19 protein-coding genes and 1 pseudogene are annotated in these 19301 nt (G+C 61.3%); 12 read left to right on the top strand and 8 right to left on the bottom strand.

The genetic code is table 11. The features are described from left to right. Window positions 1-94: 94 nt before the first annotated feature. Window positions 95-778, top strand: a complete 684-nt coding sequence (locus tag HU730_RS25080) for a DNA-3-methyladenine glycosylase (protein ID WP_186527216.1) — start codon at window positions 95-97, stop codon at window positions 776-778. Window positions 779-933: 155 nt separating this feature from the next. Further along, complete coding sequence (locus HU730_RS25075) at window positions 934-2250, top strand: bifunctional DedA family/phosphatase PAP2 family protein (protein WP_054918122.1); 1317 nt, start codon at window positions 934-936, stop codon at window positions 2248-2250. Here the strand turns inward: HU730_RS25075 and HU730_RS25070 are convergent. The 4 genes from HU730_RS25070 to HU730_RS25055 form a co-directional block, all read right to left on the bottom strand. Then, window positions 2244-2459, bottom strand: a complete 216-nt coding sequence (locus HU730_RS25070) for a hypothetical protein (RefSeq protein ID WP_034126901.1) — start codon at window positions 2457-2459, stop codon at window positions 2244-2246. The two genes, HU730_RS25075 and HU730_RS25070, sit on opposite strands and share 7 nt — an antisense overlap. Window positions 2460-2559: 100 nt before the next feature. After that, complete coding sequence (locus tag HU730_RS25065; RefSeq protein ID WP_034126900.1) at window positions 2560-3150, bottom strand: LON peptidase substrate-binding domain-containing protein; 591 nt, start codon at window positions 3148-3150, stop codon at window positions 2560-2562. Window positions 3151-3172: 22 nt separating this feature from the next. Continuing rightward, entirely contained in the window at window positions 3173-3889 is a 717-nt protein-coding gene (locus HU730_RS25060; RefSeq protein WP_034126899.1) for an LrgB family protein, read from the bottom strand. Beyond that, window positions 3886-4239: a CidA/LrgA family protein gene (locus HU730_RS25055; RefSeq protein ID WP_003194494.1), complete on the bottom strand. Its 354-nt coding sequence runs from the start codon at window positions 4237-4239 to the stop codon at window positions 3886-3888. The genes HU730_RS25060 and HU730_RS25055 overlap by 4 nt, the downstream gene beginning before the upstream one ends. A gap of 184 nt (window positions 4240-4423) precedes the next feature. Between HU730_RS25055 and HU730_RS25050 the strand changes: the two genes are divergently transcribed. The 3 genes from HU730_RS25050 (at window position 4424) to HU730_RS25040 (ending at window position 7465) form a co-directional block, all read left to right on the top strand. After that, window positions 4424-4879 (top strand): MaoC family dehydratase, encoded by a 456-nt coding sequence (locus HU730_RS25050; protein WP_003194496.1) that lies wholly within the window; start codon window positions 4424-4426, stop codon window positions 4877-4879. 196 nt (window positions 4880-5075) lie between these two features. Beyond that, complete coding sequence (locus tag HU730_RS25045; protein WP_054896193.1) at window positions 5076-6794, top strand: C13 family peptidase; 1719 nt, start codon at window positions 5076-5078, stop codon at window positions 6792-6794. A 29-nt stretch (window positions 6795-6823) separates the two neighbouring features. Then, window positions 6824-7465, top strand: a complete 642-nt coding sequence (locus HU730_RS25040) for an oxidoreductase (RefSeq protein ID WP_054896194.1) — start codon at window positions 6824-6826, stop codon at window positions 7463-7465. 142 nt (window positions 7466-7607) lie between these two features. On the opposite strand, the gene HU730_RS25035 is transcribed toward HU730_RS25040, so the two are convergent. The 4 genes from HU730_RS25035 to HU730_RS25020 all read right to left on the bottom strand — a co-directional run bounded on the left by HU730_RS25035 (window position 7608) and on the right by HU730_RS25020 (window position 11979). Next, complete coding sequence (locus HU730_RS25035; RefSeq protein ID WP_003194502.1) at window positions 7608-7892, bottom strand: YceK/YidQ family lipoprotein; 285 nt, start codon at window positions 7890-7892, stop codon at window positions 7608-7610. Beyond that, entirely contained in the window at window positions 7885-8514 is a 630-nt protein-coding gene (gene ubiX / locus HU730_RS25030) for a flavin prenyltransferase UbiX (RefSeq protein ID WP_032895136.1), read from the bottom strand. The genes HU730_RS25035 and ubiX overlap by 8 nt, the downstream gene beginning before the upstream one ends. Beyond that, window positions 8511-9860: a UDP-N-acetylmuramate:L-alanyl-gamma-D-glutamyl-meso-diaminopimelate ligase gene (gene mpl, locus HU730_RS25025; protein ID WP_060764042.1), complete on the bottom strand. Its 1350-nt coding sequence runs from the start codon at window positions 9858-9860 to the stop codon at window positions 8511-8513. Before mpl ends, ubiX begins: the two co-directional genes overlap by 4 nt. Window positions 9861-10068: 208 nt before the next feature. Then, the gene (locus HU730_RS25020) at window positions 10069-11979 is read right to left on the bottom strand and encodes a sigma-54-dependent Fis family transcriptional regulator (protein WP_186527215.1); all 1911 of its coding nucleotides are present in this window, start codon (window positions 11977-11979) and stop codon (window positions 10069-10071) included. Between the two features lie 272 nt (window positions 11980-12251). Between HU730_RS25020 and HU730_RS25015 the strand changes: the two genes are divergently transcribed. The 7 genes and pseudogenes from HU730_RS25015 (at window position 12252) to HU730_RS24990 (ending at window position 19295) form a co-directional block, all read left to right on the top strand. Next, window positions 12252-13772 (top strand): aldehyde dehydrogenase family protein, encoded by a 1521-nt coding sequence (locus tag HU730_RS25015; RefSeq protein ID WP_005791797.1) that lies wholly within the window; start codon window positions 12252-12254, stop codon window positions 13770-13772. Between the two features lie 37 nt (window positions 13773-13809). After that, window positions 13810-13899 (top strand): annotated as a pseudogene (locus HU730_RS26860) (outer membrane lipoprotein carrier protein LolA); the annotation flags it as partial. A 145-nt stretch (window positions 13900-14044) separates the two neighbouring features. After that, on the top strand, window positions 14045-15478 hold the full coding sequence (gene eat, locus HU730_RS25010; protein WP_003194515.1) for an ethanolamine permease: 1434 nt from the start codon (window positions 14045-14047) through the stop codon (window positions 15476-15478). Between the two features lie 63 nt (window positions 15479-15541). Then, window positions 15542-16936, top strand: a complete 1395-nt coding sequence (locus tag HU730_RS25005; RefSeq protein WP_003194516.1) for an ethanolamine ammonia-lyase subunit EutB — start codon at window positions 15542-15544, stop codon at window positions 16934-16936. After that, the gene (gene eutC / locus HU730_RS25000) at window positions 16933-17769 is read left to right on the top strand and encodes an ethanolamine ammonia-lyase subunit EutC (RefSeq protein WP_054896915.1); all 837 of its coding nucleotides are present in this window, start codon (window positions 16933-16935) and stop codon (window positions 17767-17769) included. Before HU730_RS25005 ends, eutC begins: the two co-directional genes overlap by 4 nt. An 89-nt stretch (window positions 17770-17858) precedes the next feature. Next, window positions 17859-18317, top strand: a complete 459-nt coding sequence (locus tag HU730_RS24995) for a GNAT family N-acetyltransferase (protein ID WP_014720105.1) — start codon at window positions 17859-17861, stop codon at window positions 18315-18317. Window positions 18318-18638: 321 nt separating this feature from the next. Next, window positions 18639-19295, top strand: coding sequence for a DedA family protein (locus HU730_RS24990; protein WP_003194521.1), 657 nt, complete (start codon window positions 18639-18641; stop codon window positions 19293-19295). Window positions 19296-19301: the final 6 nt, after the last annotated feature.

Here is a 19301-nt window from a genome sequence, read left to right as displayed (position 1 = left end):
TCGAAATGAACTGTAAAAACCCCAGGTTCAGCCGTAATTAAGGTGAGAGTTGTTATGATTCGGTCACATTTAGCCGTATCAACCCTTGACCGCCATGCCCGACTTTCCCTCGCTGCTCCCCGCCAGCCCGCTGCCCGATAGCTTCTTCGACCGCGATGCCCAACTGCTTGCGCGTGAATTACTCGGAAAAGTCATTCGTCATCGTGTGGGCGATCTCTGGCTTTCGGCGCGAATTATTGAAACCGAAGCCTATTACGTGGCCGAAAAAGGCAGCCACGCCTCACTCGGCTACACAGAAAAGCGTAAGGCTTTGTTTCTGGGTGGTGGCCATATCTACATGTACTACGCCCGTGGCGGTGATTCGTTGAACTTCAGCGCCCACGGCCCGGGCAATGCCGTGCTGATCAAATCGGCCTATCCCTGGGTCGACGAAATTTCCGGGGCGGCGAGCCTGGCGCAGATGCTGTTGAACAACCCCAATCCCGACGGCAGCCCACGCCCCTCGCAGAAGCTGTGTGCAGGCCAGACGCTGCTGTGCAAGGCACTGGGCCTGAAAGTGCCAATGTGGGATGCCAAGCGCTTCGATCAGGAACTGCTGTATGTCGAAGACGTGGGCCAGGTGCCCACGCAGATTATCCAGACTACGCGCCTGGGCATTCCCACTGGGCGCGATGAGCACTTGATGTACCGTTTCGTCGATGCTGGCTATGCGCCTTATTGCACGCGGAACCCGCTGCGTCGGGGGCAGGTCGAAGGCCGGGATTATTTTTTGATTTAACGCGCGACCATCCCATGTGGGAGCTGGCTTGCCTGCGATAGCGGTGTGTCAGGCAACTTCAATGCTGGCCACGCCGCAGCCATCGCCGGCAAGCCAGCTCCCACAGTTGAATTTCACCGTCTCAAATTCTGTTTTGTATGCATGGAGTGGATTGTATGGGCCAATGGCTCGATAGCATCACCGGCTGGTTGACCCTCAACCCACAATGGCTGGCAGCGGCGGTGTTTATTGTCGCGTGTGTGGAATGCCTGGCGATTGCCGGGTTGATCGTGCCAGGCACGGTATTGCTGTTTGCAATCGCCGCGTTGGCTGGCAGCGGTGCGCTGCCTTTGAGTGAAACCCTGCTGCTGGGCTTCCTCGGCGGCTTATTGGGCGACGGCGTTTCCTATTACCTGGGCCGCCATTTCCATCAGAACATCCGGCGCCTGCCCGGCCTGCGCCAGCATCCTGAATGGATGAACGGCGCAGAAACCTACTTCCACAAGTACGGAATCGCCAGCTTGTTGGTCGGGCGCTTCATCGGCCCATTGCGTCCCATGCTGCCCATGGTCGCCGGCATGTGCGACATGCCCTTCCCGCGCTTTGCCGCTGTGAGCATCATTGCCGCAGCGGGTTGGACCGTGGCCTATCTGCTGCCGGGCTGGGCTGCCGGCGCCGCGTTCCGTCTGCCCTTGCCGGAAGGCTTCTGGCCGGAAGCGGCGATTATCGCGGCGTGCCTGGCGGTACTGCTGGGGATGAGTTTGAACAGCAGTTGGCGCGGGCATCGGCGCACCACCTTGTGGATTGGTTGCGCCAGCCTGGTGTTGTTGATCGCGCTGTTTATCGGCTACCCCCATCTCAATGACTTCGACCAGGGCCTGAGCGCACTGGTGCAGGAACATCGCAGCCCGTGGCTGGACGAGGTGATGGTGCGGGTCACCCAACTGGGTGAGTTCAAGAAGATGTTTTTCGCCAGCGCCGTGTTCACTGGCCTGTTGCTGTTGGCACGGCAGTGGCGCCACGCCGTATTTGTCGGCGCCACCCTCGCTGGCGCGGCAGTGATTAACACCGGCACCAAGCTGTTTTTCGCCCGTGGCCGCCCGGAAATCCTAACGGACCCGCTGACCAGCTTCAGCATGCCCAGCGGCCATGCCTCCGGGGCCTTTGCCTTCTTCCTGGCGCTCGCGGTATTGGCCGGTCGCGGCCAACCTACGCGGCTGCGCCTGACCTGGATGCTGCTGGGCTGCATTCCCGCGGCGTTCATTGCCTTGTCGCGGGTGTACCTGGGCGCCCATTGGCCCACGGACATCCTGGCCGGCACCTTGCTGGCAATGACCGTGTGTGCGTTCAGCCTGACGGCAATCGAGCACCGCAGCCCATTGCCAGCCATGTCGCAAAAAGCCTGGTGGCTGGTGCTGCCCGCCGTGGTGGCCGTGCTCGGTTTCATCGCCTTTACCGGTACGCCCCACGCACTGCTCAGGTACGCCTATTGACCCTTGGCCGGGCCGATCCAGTCCACGGAGGCGCTGCGCCGTTCAGCGTAACGCTCGCGGCGCTCCAGCAGCATCTCATCGGCCATTTCGGCGGCGCGCTCGGTGATGTACTCCGCGCCACGCGTGGCTTCCTGCTGGAGTAATTGCGTGGTCACGCTGACAAAATAAGCGTCCCACGCGACTTGTTCCGAGGGGGTCAGCCGAATCATGGTTATCTCCGATCATTGTTGTGCGATCGGAAAATAGTGCAGGCGGCGCAGTGGAGGCGACCGAGCAAAGTCTGAAAGCTCTGTCAGGCAAATCCGAACATCAGGTGAACAGTTCGCCCTGCAATTCATCGAGCAACAGTTGGATCGCATCCAGGCGCTGCCCTGGGTCGTCCAGTTGCAGCAAGTCGATCTTGTCGGCCTCGCTAAATGGAAGCAGATAGGCCAACTGATTGCTCAGGGCTTGCTGGCCTTCGGCCTGGCCGCCCATGTCCAGCGAGGCCACCATCGGGTGTTCGGCCAGGGCCTCAAGCAACGCCAGCAAGTCGGCGTCCTCTTCGCCCAGCGGCTGGTCCGGCAATTCTTGCAGCCATTGCACATCAGCCACCAGCAACTGGTCTTTCTGCACGCCGGCCTCACGCACGCGGAAACGACGGCCACCTTCGACGCGAATGCCCAGCAGGCCGTTGTCCTGCTGTTTGAAGTCACGAATCAGCGCTTCACAACCGACAAGCGCATAACCGTCAGGGGCCGTGCCCACTTCCGAGCCATCCAGGATGCACACCACACCAAAGCCTTCGCCCTTTTTCATGCAACGGCCGATCATGTCCAGGTAGCGCGCCTCAAATATCTGCAAGTCGAGGGTGCAGCCCGGGAACAGCACAGTGTTGAGGGGGAATAGCGCCAGACTCATAACGGCTTCCTTAAAACCTGGGTTAAACAATGACCGACACCGCCAACGGCAGGAACACCGCCGTGGCCACGCCCATCAAACTCATGGCCAGCGCCGCGAAGGCGCCGCATTCTTCGCTTTCCTGCAGGGCCACCGAGGTGCCGACGGCGTGGGCGGTCATGCCCAGGGCCATGCCGCGCGCTTCGGGGCTGCGTACACCCAGGCGCGACAAGAGCGCTGGACCGATCATCGCGCCGACCACCCCAGTGATCAACACAAACACCGCCGCCAAGGCCGCCACGCCGCCGATCTGCTCGGCCACCAGCATGGCAATCGGCGAGGTGACCGACTTGGGCGCCATGGTCATCAGCACCCTGTGCTCGGCCCCGAACCACCATCCCAACGCCACACAAAGGCCGGTGGCCAATACTCCGCCTACCACCAGCGTAGTAAATATCGGCCAGAACAATTGGCGAATCCGTCGCAGGTTCAGATAAAGCGGCACCGCCAGGGCCACGGTCGCAGGCCCCAGCAGGATGCCCATGATCTCGGTGCTCTTGCGGTATTCGGCGTAGCTCAGCCCGCAGGTGAGCAGCACGCCGATCACCAGCAGCATCGACACCAGCACCGGCTGCAGGAAGATCCAGCGGGTTTTCTCGAACCCCGCCAGCACCAGTTGATAGGCACCCAGGGTGATACCGATACCGAACAGCGGGTGATGAATGACCGCCGTCCAGGCGCCCTGCCAGTCGAGGATCATTGGTCCTTCTCCTTGCGCTTGACCATCTGCTGCATCAGCACACCGACAAAGCCCATGGCGATCACCAGCGACAACACCAACGCCCCGACGATGGCCCAGAAATCCGCCACGATGTCTTTGGCATACACCATCACTCCCACGGCCGGCGGCACCAGCAGCAGCGGCAGGTAACGCAACAGGCTGCCGGCCGCCAGGCTCAGGGGCTCGCCGACTTCACCGCGCCACACCAGAAAGCCCAGCATCAGCAACAAGCCGATGATCGGCCCCGGCAGTACCGGCACCAGCAAATGATTGATCGCGGTGCCGATCAGTTGAAACAGCACCAGCCAGGTCAGGCCACGTAACAGCATCCCGCTCTCCCCCCCTCAAAACTCGCGCGCATTATAAGCATGCCCGCCCTATGCTCCGGCATTCGCCAAAAGCATGTTGGGTTGACCAGGCTGATTGCCCATGATGATCTACATTGGTTCTCTGTAACCCATAAAAACGCCCCTTATCAACGGGCACATAAGTGATGAACCAAGGAGAGACGCAATGCCCTATGTACCCGTAGCGCAGCTCAAAGATTACGTCGGCAAGGAGCTGGGACGTTCCGAATGGCTCACCATCGACCAGGCGCGTATCAACCTGTTCGCGGAAGCCACGGGCGATCATCAGTTCATCCACGTCGACCCGGTCAAGGCCGCGCAGACCCCGTTCGGCAGCACCATCGCCCACGGGTTCCTGTCACTGTCGCTGATGCCCAAGCTGATGGAAGACATCCTGATCATGCCCGAAGGCTTGAAGATGGCCGTCAACTACGGCCTGGACAGCGTGCGCTTTATCCAGCCGGTGAAAGTGAATTCCAAGGTGCGGCTGAACGTCACCCTCACTGACGTCACCGAGAAAAAACCGGGCCAATGGCTGTTCAAGGCCACCGCCACCCTGGAAATCGAAGGCCAGGAAAAGCCGGCCTACATTGCCGAGTCGCTGTCACTCTGCTTCGTATGATCGCCACACCCCCACTGTAGGAGCGAGCTTGCTCGCGAAGGTCGTCAGCGATAACGCGTGCTTGCTGAACAAATGCGGCGCCTGTGAGTTTTTCGCGGGCAAGCCCGCTCCTACAGGTGGTAGATCCTGCGCATAGACCACTAGGTTCGGCACCCCGGCTACGGCATACTCGGCGCTCAATTATCCGGATCCCGCTATGCGCCCACTCGCTCCCCTTGCCCTTGCCCTGTTGCTCACCGCTTGCGGAGACGGCGAATCGCTGTTGCCGCCCGATGCGCGCTTGCCCGATGGCGGCCGCTACCGTGGCGATGTGGTCAACGGTTTGCTGCAAGGCCAAGGCCGTGTGGATTACCCCAATGGCAGTTGGTACGCCGGCCAGTTCGACAAAGGCCAGTGGCACGGCCAGGGCGAATGGCATGGCAGCAATGGCGAAGTCTATAAAGGCGAATTCAAGCAGGGCCTGTTTGATGGCCAGGGCAGCCTGACCACCTCGGGCAGCAGCTACGTGGGCGGTTTCAAGAACGGCCGACGCAACGGCGAAGGCACCCTCAAAGAGGGGCAGATGACTTATCGCGGCGAATTCCAGGACGACCAGTACTCAGGCCTCGGCCGCCTGGAACTGGCCGACGGCAGTCAGTACCAGGGCCAGTTCGCCCACGGCAAGCCCAATGGCGAAGGCCAGCGCAATGACGACAGCGGCAACCAGTTCAGCGGCCGCTTTGTCGATGGACAACTGGAAGGCAATGGCACTTTCAATAGCGCCGAAGGCGATATCTATGTCGGCCAATTCAAGCAGAACCAGCTCAACGGTAAAGGCCGCTACGAGAACGCCGACGGTGATGTGTGGATCGGCCAGTTCAAGGAAGGCGCGCTGACCGGCAAAGGCGAATTGATCGGGGTCGATGGCAGCCACTATGTCGGCCAGTTCAGTGACTGGCGCTTTACCGGCGAAGGGCGCCTGAACCTCACAGATGGCAGTTTCTATATCGGTGGCTTCGACAGCGACAACTATCAAGGCCGTGGCACCCTGGTACTCACCGACGGCACCGTGCAGTCCGGCACCTGGGTCAACGGCCTGCGCGTGCGCGACGCCGAGGGCAAACTGCTGCCCGACCCTCTGGAGACCGGCATACTGGCTCAAGGCCGCTTGCTCGATGACGCCCTGGCGACAGTGCCCGCGTCCACTCCGGCCGTGGAGCTATACACCTTGGTGCTGGCCGGCGACGGCAAACAAAGCGTGTTCCTGCGCGAGGCCGATTACGTCAGCAACCTGCTCGCCACCCGCTTCGGCGCGCGCGGGCAGGTGCGCCTGGTCAACCACCGCGACCATATCGCCGACCGCCCCCTGGCCACCCGCGAAAGCCTGCGCCGCTCGGTGCAAACCCTGGCCGAACGGACCGGACCGGAAGACCTGGTGTTCATTTACATGACCAGCCATGGCACCCATGAGCATGAGCTGGTGCTCGACCAACCGCGCATGGAACTGGCCGACCTGCCCGCCGATGAGCTGGCCGCCGTGCTCGCACCGCTGAAAAACCGCGACAAGGTCATCGTGATCTCCGCGTGTTACTCCGGCGGTTTCATACCGGCGCTCAAAGATGAGCGCACCCTGATCATGACCGCCTCCCGTGCAGACCGCGTGTCATTCGGCTGCTCGGAAGAAGCAGACTTCACCTACTTCGGTGATGCCCTTTTCGCACAAGCTTTCAACCAGACGGATGATTTGCAACACGCCTTCAAACTGGCGCAACTGCACGTGGCCGAACGCGAACAGGCGGACAACTTCGAAGCCTCCGAACCGCAGATCTGGGCCCCTAAAGGCGTGATCGCCCATTGGCAATTATTACGTAAACAGCAGGCACGAAAGGCGCTCGAAAGCGTCTCAATGAATAGCAAGGAAGCCAAAGGCAACTAAGCTGTAACGTGTAACAAGGGGGAAACACCATGTACCTGACACCGCAGCATATCTTGCTGGCCGGGGCTTCCGGCCTCACTGGCGAACACCTGCTCGACCGCCTGCTCAACGAACCCACCGTGACCCGCGTGCTGGCACCCAGCCGCAAACCATTGGCTGAACATCCACGCCTGGAAAACCCGGTGGGCGACCCGGCGGTGTTCCTGCCGCAACTGAGCGGCCGCGTGGATATTGCCTTCTGCTGCCTGGGCACCACGATCAAAAAGGCCGGCTCGGAAGGGGCGTTCCGTGCGGTCGACCTGGACATGGTGGTGGCCTTCGCCAAGCGCGCACGGGAACTGGGCGCGCGGCATCTGATCGTGATCAGTGCGATTGGCGCCGACCCGAAATCCTCGGTGTTCTACAACCGGGTCAAGGGGGAAATGGAACTGGCGCTGAGAGCGCAAGACTGGCCGCAGTTGACCATCGTACGTCCATCGCTGCTGCTGGGGGAGCGGTTGGAACCGCGCCTGGCCGAGCAGTTGGCCGGGCCGCTGTCACGGCTGATTCCCGGTAAGTACCACGGTATTGAAGTCTGCGAACTGGCCCGCGCCATGTGGCGCCTGGCGCTGGAAGAACAGGATGGCGTGCGGGTGGTGGAATCGGACGAGTTGCGCAAGCTCGGTAAGTAATGGTGCAGCGCTTGTACTGATCGCTCCCACGCTCTGCGTGGGAGCGCCGGTTATGACGCTCTGCGTCATGCTTGGGACGCGGAGCGTCCCCGACTGCATTCCCACGCGGAGCGTGGGAACGATCCACCGATCCACATCCTATCTACAGCCCGCCCGTGGCGTTGAAGCCCACACCCAGCACCGTCAACACCGACAGTGGCAACAATAAGGTATCGAGCAACGCGCTGGCCGGCAGGTCGAGATGGGGATAGCTCGGGGCCTCGGCACCAAAGCGGTCCTTGGCGCAGCAGCCGCCATTGATCGCGTACAGATCCAGGCGTGTGCCGGCATACACCACCGGGGCGCCCGGTTGCGCGGCATCCAGAGTACGCGCGGTGGCACAGCCGGTGAGTTGCAGCGCCATCAACAGCAGCAGTGCTTTATTCATCGCCGCCCAGATGGTGCTCGCCCCAACGCGGCAACATGTCCTGGGGAATGTTCAACAGGTTGAGAATGCGCGCCACCACAAAGTCCACCAGGTCATCGATGGTCTGTGGCTGGTGATAGAAGCCTGGCGACGCGGGCAGGATGGTCACGCCCATGTTCGACAACTTGAGCATGTGCTCCAGGTGAATGCTCGAATACGGCGCTTCGCGCGGCACCAGGATCAACTGGCGGCGCTCCTTCAAGGTCACATCCGCCGCCCGTTCGATCAGGTTGTTGCAGGCGCCTGTGGCAATCGCCGACAAGGTGCCGGTGGAACACGGCACCACCACCATCGCCGCTGGCGCACCGGAGCCTGAGGCTACCGGCGACATCCAGTCCTCTTTGCCGTAAACCTTGATCTGCCCCGCCGCTGCGCCGGTGTACTCGGTGAGGAATGCCTGCATCATCTGCACCTTGGAAGGCAGCGCGACATCGGTCTCAGTCGCCAGCACCAATTGCGCCGCCTTGGAGATTAGAAAATGCACCTCACGGTCTTCACGCACCAGGCAATCGAGCAGGCGCAGGCCATAGGGCGCACCGGATGCGCCGGTCATCGCCAGGGTGATGCGTTCCGGCCCGCTCATTTCAGTGCCTCGGCCAGCTTGCCGTGCAGGCCGCCAAAGCCGCCGTTGCTCATGACCACCACGTGGGTGCCGGGCTGGGCCAAGGATTTCACATGCTCAATGATGCCTTCCAACGAATCGCAGACTGTGGAGGGCACGGTGCATAGCGCAGCAATCGCGGGCAAATCCCAGCCGAGGTTGGCCGGCGCATACCACACCACCTGGTCGGCATCGTTGACGCTCTCGGGCAGGCCATCACGGTGCGCGCCCAGCTTCATGGAGTTGGAGCGCGGCTCGACGATGGCAATGATCTGCGCATCGCCGACGCGCTTGCGCAGGCCATCCAGGGTGGTGGCAATTGCGGTCGGGTGGTGGGCAAAGTCGTCGTAGATGGTAATTCCATTTACTTCAGCGACTTTCTCCATGCGCCGCTTCACACTCTTGAACGCGCTCAAGGCGGCAATGCCCATGGCTGGCACCACGCCAACATGCCGAGCGGCAGCCAGGCTCACCAAAGCGTTGGCCACGTTGTGTTGGCCGGTCATGCCCCAATCGACGATGCCTTGGGGCTGGCCTTCGAACAGCACTTCAAACCGCGAACCGTCTTCGCTGAGCAACCTCGCCTGCCACTGCCCGTCCGCGCCGGTAGTTTGCACCGGGGTCCAGCAGCCCATGTCGATCACACGCTGCAACGCAGGCTCGGTGGTGGGATGAATAACAAGGCCCTCACTTGGGATAGTGCGCACCAAGTGGTGGAACTGGCGCTCAATCGCCGGCAGATCGGGGAAGATATCCGCGTGATCGAACTCAAGGTTATTCAGGATCGCTGTGCGTGGGCGGTAATGGACGAACTTGGAGCGCTTGTCGAAAAAGGCGCTGTCGTATTCATCGGCCTCGATCACAAAAAACGGGGTCTGGCCCAGGCGCGCCGATACCGAGAAGTTCTGCGGCACACCGCCAATCAGGAAACCCGGGCTCATGCCCGCATGCTCCAGTACCCAGGCCAGCATGCTGCTGGTGGTGGTCTTGCCGTGAGTGCCCGCCACTGCCAGGACCCAACGACCCTGCAGCACATGGTCCGCCAGCCACTGGGGGCCGGAGACGTAAGGCAAGCCTTTGTTCAGTACGTATTCCACCGCCGGGTTGCCGCGAGACATGGCGTTGCCGATGACGACCAGGTCCGGCACCGGGTCGAATTGCGAAGGGTCGTAACCTTGGGTCAGCTCAATCCCTTGCGCCTGTAGCTGCGTGCTCATGGGTGGATAAACATTGGCATCGGAGCCTGTTACGTGATGGCCCAGCTCTTTGGCCAGAACCGCCATCGAACCCATGAACGTACCGCAGATACCCAGAATATGAATGTGCATAGTCGACCTCGTAAACATCGAGGCAGGTTAGCGTAGGGTGGGAAAGTTCGCACGCTTTAGCTGAGCACGAAACGCTCGCCGGTAGGATCCGGCACAAGGAAGGTCTTAAACCGCGCTGCCGGCGTTTTTAAGCTCAGCGGCTTTCAAGGTAGAGCGTGAGACAAAAAACGAGCAGTTCGCAATAACCCGGTTACTCCGACAGCGCCCCTTACTGCATGGCGCCCCGTGAAATGCCATGCTTGCGTAACTTGCGGTACAGCGTATTGCGACTGACCCCCAACTGTTCAGCCACATGGCTCATATGCCAGCGCTGCTGCGCCAACGCGTTGAGCAATGCCTGGCGCTCGGCGTTCTCCAGCGGCGAGGCGCACGGCGCATCCACCCTCGCCCCTTGCGGCTGCGCTTGGCGAATCAGGGCCGGCAAGTCTTCAAGACCGACTCGCCCGCCCTCACAGAGCGCCACTACCGTGCGCAACACCGTACGCAACTGCCGCAGGTTGCCGGGCCATTGGAATGCTAACAAGGCCTGGCGCGCAGGTTCGTCCAGCATCACTTGCTCGGGGCCCGCTTCCTGGGCCAGGAGGAAGTCCAACAGTTGCGACTTGTCACTGCGTTCGCGCAACGGCGGCAGGGCCACTTCCAAGCCGTTCAAGCGGTAATACAGGTCTTCGCGAAAACTGCCATCGGCCACGCGCTCCAGCAAATTACGGTGCGTGGCGCTGATGATGCGCACGTTCACCGCTTGAGGTTCGCCGCCGATAGGCACCACCAGGCGATCCTCCAGCACCCGTAACAGGCGGGTTTGCAACGCCAGGGGCATGTCGCCGATTTCGTCGAGAAACAGCGTGCCGCCGTCGGCCTGTTGCAGTTTACCGCGCATGCCTTCTTTAAGGGCGCCGGTGAAACTGCCGGCGCGATAGCCAAACAATTCGCTCTCGATCAGGTTTTCTGGAATCGCCGCACAGTTCAGCGCAACAAAGGCCTTATCGCCCCGCTGGCTGCCCTGATGCACGGCCTTGGCGAAAGCTTCTTTACCGCAGCCGGTTTCGCCGTTGATCAGCAAGGGCACGTCGCGCTCGAACACTCGCGAGGCCTTGCGTAGCTCATTTTGCAACGCCGGGTCGCCCACGCAGATACCCAAAGGCCGTGGCGCCTGCGGCTTGATGATGGGTACCGGCACACTGCGCGGCTGGCCTCGCAGCGCTGCAAACAAAGGCCGGCCATCGCGGGTGCGCAGCGGCCAACTGGCCGTGGCATTCGCGCTGGCCCGCCCCAGCAACTGATCCAGGGAGCAGTCGAAAAATGTCTCCACCGGCTGGCCCACCAAGCCGCCGCGCAGCTGCCCCAACAGGTTCAGAGCGCTCTGGTTGACCGCACAAATGCGCCCTTCACCATCGAACGCCAGCAAGCCTTCGCTGAACAACCCGACCGACTCGGCCTGCAGGTGAAAACGCAGCAGCCAGTGGTGTTCGAAGTGGCGCAGGAAATAGCAACTTTCGATCATCTTGGCCGACAGGTTCACCAGCGCCATGGTGTGGAACTGGCTCTGGCGCGACACGGCTTCGCGGGCCGAGGACACATCCAGCACCGCCAGCAATTCACCATGAGGGTCGAACACCGGGCTGGCCGAACAGGTCAGCCCGGTATGACGGCCGCGAAAATGCTCGTCACGGTGGATCGTCAACGACTGCCGCTCCACCAGGCAGGTGCCGATGCCGTTGGTGCCTTCGCAGGCTTCGCTCCAGTCTGCGCCCAGCCATAAGCCGGCGCGCTCGAATATCTTGCGCTCGGACGGCGCGGTGACACAGTTGAGGATCACCCCACGCGCATCGGTGAGCAGCACCGCATGACCGGCGCCGGAGAGTTGCTGGTGCAGGCTGTTCATTTCGCTGCCGGCGATGTGCAGCACTTGGCGCAGGCGTTCGCGACTTTCCAGCAGGCGCCCGTGCTCGAGCACGGTGGGCGCGATGGTCAGCGCCGGGTCGAGGTGGTAATCCTCCACGCAGCGCAGCCAGGAACGGGCGATGGACGGGTCGCTGCCAGGCCCTTGGGAAAGCTCTTGGCCACGGGTGACGGTCAAGACTTGCTGGGCATGGCGACTGAAATGATCGTTATGCATGTTCTTATTATTCTCCCTGCGTGAGAACGCCCAGCATCCCCCAGCCATCCGGCCATTGCAATCCCGGCCCGACCCACCGGTCACAGGCTGTATCGTTTATGGCACAAACTGTCACCTTGCCTGTATCACTCCCGTCACGGCAAAGCCTTGCAACAAAGCCCAACCTCTTGATTCTGCTGGCCCGCACGGCGATGGCCCGACCTTTGCTCTACGCTTTATAACGCGCTCGCAGCGCTGTACTCCGATAAACATAAAAGCAGGAGATGCCCACCATGCGTTATGCACACCCCGGTACCGAAGGCGCCATCGTTTCGTTCAAGGCCAAATACGGCAACTACATCGGCGGCGAATTCGTGGCGCCGGTCGATGGCAACTACTTCTCCAACACCTCGCCGGTCAACGGCAAGCCGATTGCCGACTTCCCGCGCTCCACTGCCAAAGACATCGACAAAGCACTGGACGCCGCCCACGCAGCCGCAGACGCCTGGGGCAAAACCAGCGCCCAGGACCGCTCGCTGGTACTGCTGAAAATCGCCGACCGCATCGAGCAAAACCTCGAACTGCTGGCCATCACCGAAACCTGGGACAACGGCAAGGCCGTGCGTGAAACCCTCAACGCCGACATCCCTCTGGCCGCCGACCACTTCCGCTACTTCGCTGGCTGCATCCGCGCCCAGGAAGGCAGCAGCGCGGAAATCAACGAACTCACCGCCGCCTACCACTTCCACGAACCGCTGGGTGTGGTTGGCCAGATCATCCCGTGGAACTTCCCGCTGCTGATGGCCGCGTGGAAACTCGCACCGGCCCTGGCCGCCGGTAACTGCGTGGTGCTCAAGCCAGCCGAGCAAACGCCGTTGGGCATCAGCGTGCTGATGGAGCTGATCGGCGACTTGCTGCCACCGGGCGTGCTGAACGTGGTGCACGGTTTCGGCAAGGAAGCTGGCGAAGCCCTTGCCACCAGCAAGCGCATCGCCAAGATCGCCTTTACCGGTTCAACGCCTGTGGGCTCGCACATCATGCATGCCGCGGCCGAGAACATCATTCCGTCCACGGTCGAGCTGGGCGGCAAGTCGCCGAACATCTTCTTCGCCGACATCATGAAAGCGGAACCTGCATTTATCGAAAAAGCCGCCGAAGGCCTGGTGCTGGCGTTCTTCAACCAGGGCGAAGTGTGCACCTGCCCTTCCCGCGCTCTGGTGGAAGAGTCGATCTACGATGACTTCATGAAAGTGGTGATGAAGAAGGTCGAGTCGATCAAGCGTGGTGACCCGCTGGACACCGACACCATGGTCGGCGCCCAAGCGTCCGAGCAGCAGTTCGACAAGATCCTGTCCTACCTGGAAATCGCCAAGGGCGAAGGCGCGCAATTGCTCACCGGCGGCAAGGTCGAGAAGCTCACGGGCGACCTGGCCACCGGTTATTACATCCAGCCGACCCTGCTCAAGGGCACCAACGACATGCGTGTGTTCCAGGAAGAAATCTTCGGCCCGGTGGTAAGCATCACCACTTTCAAGGATGAAGCCGAAGCCCTGGCGATTGCCAACGACACCGAGTTCGGCCTGGGCGCCGGCCTGTGGACCCGCGACATCAACCGCGCCTACCGCATGGGCCGGGCGATCAAGGCCGGCCGCGTGTGGACCAACTGCTACCACCTGTACCCGGCGCATGCCGCGTTTGGTGGTTACAAGAAGTCTGGCGTGGGCCGTGAAACCCACAAGATGATGTTGGATCACTACCAGCAGACCAAGAACTTGCTGGTGAGCTACGACATTAATCCGTTGGGCTTTTTCTAACCCCACTGAAGCAACAACCGTCACTGTAGGAGCGAGCTTGCTCGCGAAGAACGCTAACGATAACGCGAGCAGCCTGACTCCCCGAGGCGCTCGCAAGTTTTTCGCGAGCAAGCTCGCTCCTACATTAGCGGCGTGTATCAGCCAAATAAGGGGTAGCTGACAGGCCGCTATCGCAGGCAAGCCAGCTCCCACATTTGATATCACAAGCAATTGCTACCTCGTTCGGCACACAGACGCCGAGTCAAAAACAATAAGAATGGAAGGTACTTCCCATGCCTAGCGAACCCACTGGTTCTTCTGTCGACTTCGAAAAAGTCGGCACCGATTATTTTCAACAACGCGAACTGAAAAAAGGCGCCGCCGGCTGGGTACTACTGGTTGGCCTTGGCGTCGCCTATGTTATTTCCGGCGATTACGCCGGCTGGAACTTCGGCCTGGCCCAAGGCGGCTGGGGCGGCATGTTCCTCGCCACTTTGCTGATGGCCACCATGTACCTGTGCATGTGCTTTTCCCTGGCCGAGTTGTCCTCCATGATCCCCACTGCTGGCGGTGGCTACGGTTTTGCTCGCAGCGCATTCGGCCCTTGGGGCGGGTTCCTCACGGGTACTGCCATCCTTATCGAATACGCCATCGCCCCCGCCGCCATCGCAGTGTTTATCGGCGCCTATTGCGAGTCGTTGTTCGGCATTGGCGGCTGGATGATCTACCTGGCGTTCTACATCATCTTTATTGGCATCCACATCTTTGGTGTGGGCGAAGCCTTGAAGCTGATGTTCGTGATCACCGCTGTCGCCGCGATTGCCCTGGGCGTGTTCCTGGTGTCGATGGTGCCGCACTTCAACGTCGCTAACCTGTTGGATATACCCGTGACCGAGGCCAAGGGCGCCAGCAGCTTCCTGCCGTTCGGCTACGTCGGCGTGTGGGCTGCGATCCCTTATGCCATCTGGTTTTTCCTGGCGGTGGAAGGCGTGCCGCTGGCCGCTGAAGAAACCAAGAACCCCAAGCGCGACCTCCCTCGCGGGCTGATCGGCGCGATTGTGGTGCTGACCAGTTTTGCCCTGTTGATCCTGGTGATCGCGCCGGGCGGTGCGGGGACTTACGCGCTGATCAAATCCGGCAACCCGCTGGTTGAAGCCTTGGCGTTGTCCTACGGCGGTTCCACCTGGATGGGCAGCTTCGTCAACCTGGTCGGCCTGGCCGGTTTGATCGCGAGCTTTTTCTCGATTATCTACGCCTATTCGCGGCAGATCTTTGCCTTGTCCCGTGCCGGTTACTTGCCGCGCAAATTGTCCGAGACCAACAAGAGCAAGGCGCCAGTATTGGCACTGGTGATCCCCGGGATTATCGGCTTTGGCCTGTCGCTGACCGGCCAGGGTGACTTGCTGATCCTGGTGGCGGTGTTTGGCGCCACGATTTCCTACGTATTGATGATGGCCGCCCACATCACCCTGCGCATCCGTCGCCCTAAAATGGAGCGGCCATACCGCACGCCGGGGGGCATTTTCACTTCAGGCGTGGCACTGGTACTGGCTTGCGTGGCCGTGGTGGCGGGCTTTCTGGTGGACCCGCGCGTGGTGATTGGCGCGGCGATCATCTATGGAGTATTAATTGCTTACTTTGCTTTCTACAGCCGGCATCACTTGGTAGCGGGCACGCCGGAAGAGGAATTCGCGGCGATCCAGGCCGCAGAGGCCGCTCTGCACTAACTGCCGAAAACCTCGACGCGGTGCCTTGCCCACGCCAGGCCCGCGTCATCAAGGAGACACTGTATGGCAAGCTTTTCCCACGCGGTGGGTGCTCAAACCTACCGCTTCGACAGCCTCAAGGACGTGATGGCCAAGGCCAGCCCCGCACGCTCCGGGGACTTCCTCGCCGGTGTCGCCGCCCAGAATGACGGCGAACGTGTGGCGGCGCAGATGGCGCTGGCAAATATCCCGCTCAAGCACTTCCTGCAAGAAGCACTGATTCCTTATGAAAGCGATGAAGTCACCCGGCTGATCATCGACACCCACGATAAACAGGCGTTTGCAGCGGTCAGCCACCTCACTGTCGGCGGCCTGCGCGACTGGCTGCTCAGCGACGCGGCCGATGAACAGGCCCTACGCGCATTGGCGCCAGGGCTGACACCGGAAATGGCCGCGGCCGTGTCCAAGATCATGCGCGTGCAAGACCTGGTGCTGGTGGCGCAGAAGATCCGCGTGGTCACCCAGTTTCGCGGCACCCTGGGCCTGCGCGGGCGCTTGTCCACGCGCTTGCAGCCCAACCACCCCACCGACGAACCGGCCGGCATCGCCGCGAGCATTCTCGACGGCCTGCTGTACGGCAACGGCGACGCCATGATCGGCATCAACCCGGCCACCGACAGCATCGCCTCGATCTGCGCCATGCTGGAGATGCTGGACGCGATCATCCAGCGCTACGAAATCCCCACCCAGGCCTGCGTGCTCACCCACGTCACCACCTCCATCGAAGCGATCAACCGCGGCGTACCACTGGACCTGGTGTTTCAGTCAATTGCCGGTACCGAAGCGGCCAATGCCAGTTTCGGGATCAACCTGAACGTGCTGCAGGAAGGTTACGACGCCGGCTTGAGCCTCAAGCGCGGCACCCTGGGCCAGAACCTGATGTACTTCGAAACCGGCCAGGGCAGCGCCTTGTCGGCCAATGCGCACTTTGGCGTCGACCAGCAAACCTGTGAAACCCGTGCCTACGCCGTGGCGCGGCACTTCAAGCCGTTTCTGGTGAACACCGTGGTCGGTTTTATCGGCCCGGAGTACCTGTACAACGGCAAGCAGATTATCCGCGCCGGCCTGGAAGACCACTTCTGCGGCAAACTGCTCGGCGTGCCCATGGGTTGCGATATCTGCTACACCAACCACGCCGAAGCCGACCAGGACGACATGGACACCCTGCTGACCCTGCTCGGTGTGGCCGGCATCAACTTCATCATGGGCATCCCCGGCTCCGACGACATCATGCTCAACTACCAGACCACCTCGTTCCACGACGCTCTGTACGCGCGGCAAACATTGGGTTTAAAACCGGCGCCGGAGTTCGAGCAGTGGCTGGCGAAAATGGGCATCTTCACGCAGGCCGATGGCAAGGTGCACTTTGGCAACAGCCTGCCACCGGCCTTTCGTCACGCCTTGGCGCAATTGGGATGAAGGAGCCGACTGTGCAACCAGAATTGCCTGACAACCCGTGGCTGGAACTGCGCCGCCTGACCCCGGCGCGTATTGCCCTGGGCCGCACCGGCACCAGCCTTCCCACCAGCGCCCAACTGGACTTCCAGTTTGCCCACGCCCAGGCGCGGGACGCGGTGCACCTGCCCTTCGATCACGCCGGGCTCAGCCACCAACTGGCCGAACGTGGCCGAGACAGCCTGTTGTTGCACAGCGCCGCCACGGACCGGCACATCTACCTGCAACGCCCGGACCTTGGGCGACGCCTGAGCGATGAGTCGGCGCAAACGCTGCGCGACTACGCCCTGGCCCAGCCCGGTGGCGTGGACTTGGCCATCGTGGTGGCCGATGGCCTGTCGGCACTGGCCGTGCATAAACATACAGCGCCGTTTCTGGCGCGCCTGGAAGAACAGACCCACGTCGAAGGCTGGTCCTTGTCACCGGTGATCCTGGTGGAGCAAGGCCGCGTGGCGGTGGCCGATGAAATCGGGCAGCTACTGGGCGCCAAGATGGTGGTGATCCTGATCGGCGAACGACCGGGGCTCAGCTCGCCGGACAGCCTGGGCCTGTATTTCACCTACAACCCCAAGGTCGGCCTCACCGATGCCTATCGCAACTGCATCTCCAATGTGCGGCTGGAGGGCTTGAGTTATGGCATGGCGGCCCATCGCCTGCTGTACTTGATGCGAGAGGCGTGTCGCCGGCAGTTGTCGGGGGTCAATCTCAAGGATGAGGCACAGGTTCAGACCCTCGAATCCGACGACCCGGACCTGATGAAGGGCAATTTCCTGCTCAGCCCGGCAGATGACCGCTAGCGGCACGATTGCGCTTTTTGGCGTCATTAGGCAGCATCGAGTCACGGCCGCTCGTGTGGTCATACCCCATTTGGAAGTTGAGGCCTGGCATGCGGATTACTCAAGCGACCCTGGAACACCTGGACCTGTTGACCCCGTTGTTCGTCAAATACCGCGAGTTCTACGGGGCCTTGCCGTTCCCGGACTCGTCACGGGCCTTCCTGGAGAAGCGCCTGCGGCGCAAGGAGTCGGTGATCTACCTGGCCCTGGCCGACGATGACGACAAGCGGCTGCTGGGGTTTTGCCAGCTGTATCCGAGTTTTTCTTCGTTGTCGCTCAAGCGAGTGTGGATCCTCAACGACATCTATGTGGCCGAGGACGCACGCCGGCAACTGGTGGCCGACAACCTGATGCGCACGGCCAAGAAAATGGCCAAGGACACCCACGCTGTACGGTTGCGGGTATCGACCAGCAGCGATAACGACGTGGCGCAGAAGACCTATGAATCAATTGGGTTTCGCGAAGACACCGAATTCAAAAACTACGTGTTGCCGATCAACGAAGACTGAAAACCAGTCAGCCAGACACCGCACTATCCTTGTGGGAGCTGGCTTGCCTGCGATGGCGGAGTGTCAGCGAGCATTTCTCATACTGACCCACCGCTATCGCGGGCAAGCCAGCTCCCACATTGGATCCGGCGACTGGCTTGAAGCCCAACCCCTTCACAATTTCGCGACACTCCCCGCTACAAAAGCCACACGCTTTTCACCTCTCAATCCGTATAATGCCGACCTTTCAGGGTTGTAAGAACCGCGACAATTACTTGTAGCCTTATTGCCTGAGCTTCCGCACAAGCCCGCTGAGTCGGGCTATTCACACAGGTGCCATCCATGGATTTCAACCCGCTCGACCTTATCCTGCATCTCGACGTCTACCTCGACATGCTGGTAACCAATTACGGTCCGTGGATCTACGCCATTCTGTTCCTGGTGATTTTTTGCGAAACCGGCCTGGTGGTCATGCCTTTCCTGCCGGGCGACTCCTTGCTGTTCATCGCCGGTGCTGTAGCGGCTGGCGGCGGTATGGACCCAGTCCTGCTGGCCGGCCTGCTGATGCTGGCGGCCATCCTCGGCGATAGCACCAACTACGTGATCGGACGAACGGCGGGCGAGCGCTTGTTCAGCAACCCGAACTCCAAGATCTTCCGCCGCGACTACCTGCAAAAAACCCACGACTTCTACGACAAGCACGGCGGCAAGACCGTGACCCTGGCGCGCTTCCTGCCGATCCTGCGTACCTTCGCGCCGTTCGTCGCGGGCGTGGCCAAGATGCCGTACCCGCGCTTCTTCGGCTTCAGCGTACTGGGCACCATCCTGTGGGTCGGTGGCCTGGTGACCTTGGGTTACTTCTTCGGCAACGTGCCTTTTATCAAGAAGAACCTGTCGCTGCTGGTGGTGTTCATCATCCTGCTGTCACTGGTGCCGATGATTATTGGCGTAGTGCGCAGCCGCTTTGGCCGCACGTCCTCCGAAGCCAACCCGCACTGACCGCCC

The organism is Pseudomonas sp. SWRI22 (assembly GCF_014268395.2).
GTDB classification, from domain to species: Bacteria; Pseudomonadota; Gammaproteobacteria; order Pseudomonadales; family Pseudomonadaceae; genus Aquipseudomonas; species Aquipseudomonas paracarnis.
Note: the sequence above shows the minus strand (reverse complement) of the source record. Positions and strands in the feature narration are given on the sequence as shown.

What these genes read in the sequence shown, in the direction of transcription:
- HU730_RS25080 (WP_186527216.1), top strand. Translation starts at nt 95, where the DNA reads ATGCCCGACTTTCCCTCGCTGCTCCCCGCCAGCCCGCTGCCCGATAGC.
- HU730_RS25075 (WP_054918122.1), top strand. Translation starts at nt 934, where the DNA reads ATGGGCCAATGGCTCGATAGCATCACCGGCTGGTTGACCCTCAACCCA.
- HU730_RS25070 (WP_034126901.1), bottom strand. Translation starts at nt 2,459, where the DNA reads ATGATTCGGCTGACCCCCTCGGAACAAGTCGCGTGGGACGCTTATTTT.
- HU730_RS25065 (WP_034126900.1), bottom strand. Translation starts at nt 3,150, where the DNA reads ATGAGTCTGGCGCTATTCCCCCTCAACACTGTGCTGTTCCCGGGCTGC.
- HU730_RS25060 (WP_034126899.1), bottom strand. Translation starts at nt 3,889, where the DNA reads ATGATCCTCGACTGGCAGGGCGCCTGGACGGCGGTCATTCATCACCCG.
- HU730_RS25055 (WP_003194494.1), bottom strand. Translation starts at nt 4,239, where the DNA reads ATGCTGTTACGTGGCCTGACCTGGCTGGTGCTGTTTCAACTGATCGGC.
- HU730_RS25050 (WP_003194496.1), top strand. Translation starts at nt 4,424, where the DNA reads ATGCCCTATGTACCCGTAGCGCAGCTCAAAGATTACGTCGGCAAGGAG.
- HU730_RS25045 (WP_054896193.1), top strand. Translation starts at nt 5,076, where the DNA reads ATGCGCCCACTCGCTCCCCTTGCCCTTGCCCTGTTGCTCACCGCTTGC.
- HU730_RS25040 (WP_054896194.1), top strand. Translation starts at nt 6,824, where the DNA reads ATGTACCTGACACCGCAGCATATCTTGCTGGCCGGGGCTTCCGGCCTC.
- HU730_RS25035 (WP_003194502.1), bottom strand. Translation starts at nt 7,892, where the DNA reads ATGAATAAAGCACTGCTGCTGTTGATGGCGCTGCAACTCACCGGCTGT.
- ubiX (WP_032895136.1), bottom strand. Translation starts at nt 8,514, where the DNA reads ATGAGCGGGCCGGAACGCATCACCCTGGCGATGACCGGCGCATCCGGT.
- mpl (WP_060764042.1), bottom strand. Translation starts at nt 9,860, where the DNA reads ATGCACATTCATATTCTGGGTATCTGCGGTACGTTCATGGGTTCGATG.
- HU730_RS25020 (WP_186527215.1), bottom strand. Translation starts at nt 11,979, where the DNA reads ATGCATAACGATCATTTCAGTCGCCATGCCCAGCAAGTCTTGACCGTC.
- HU730_RS25015 (WP_005791797.1), top strand. Translation starts at nt 12,252, where the DNA reads ATGCGTTATGCACACCCCGGTACCGAAGGCGCCATCGTTTCGTTCAAG.
- eat (WP_003194515.1), top strand. Translation starts at nt 14,045, where the DNA reads ATGCCTAGCGAACCCACTGGTTCTTCTGTCGACTTCGAAAAAGTCGGC.
- HU730_RS25005 (WP_003194516.1), top strand. Translation starts at nt 15,542, where the DNA reads ATGGCAAGCTTTTCCCACGCGGTGGGTGCTCAAACCTACCGCTTCGAC.
- eutC (WP_054896915.1), top strand. Translation starts at nt 16,933, where the DNA reads ATGAAGGAGCCGACTGTGCAACCAGAATTGCCTGACAACCCGTGGCTG.
- HU730_RS24995 (WP_014720105.1), top strand. Translation starts at nt 17,859, where the DNA reads ATGCGGATTACTCAAGCGACCCTGGAACACCTGGACCTGTTGACCCCG.
- HU730_RS24990 (WP_003194521.1), top strand. Translation starts at nt 18,639, where the DNA reads ATGGATTTCAACCCGCTCGACCTTATCCTGCATCTCGACGTCTACCTC.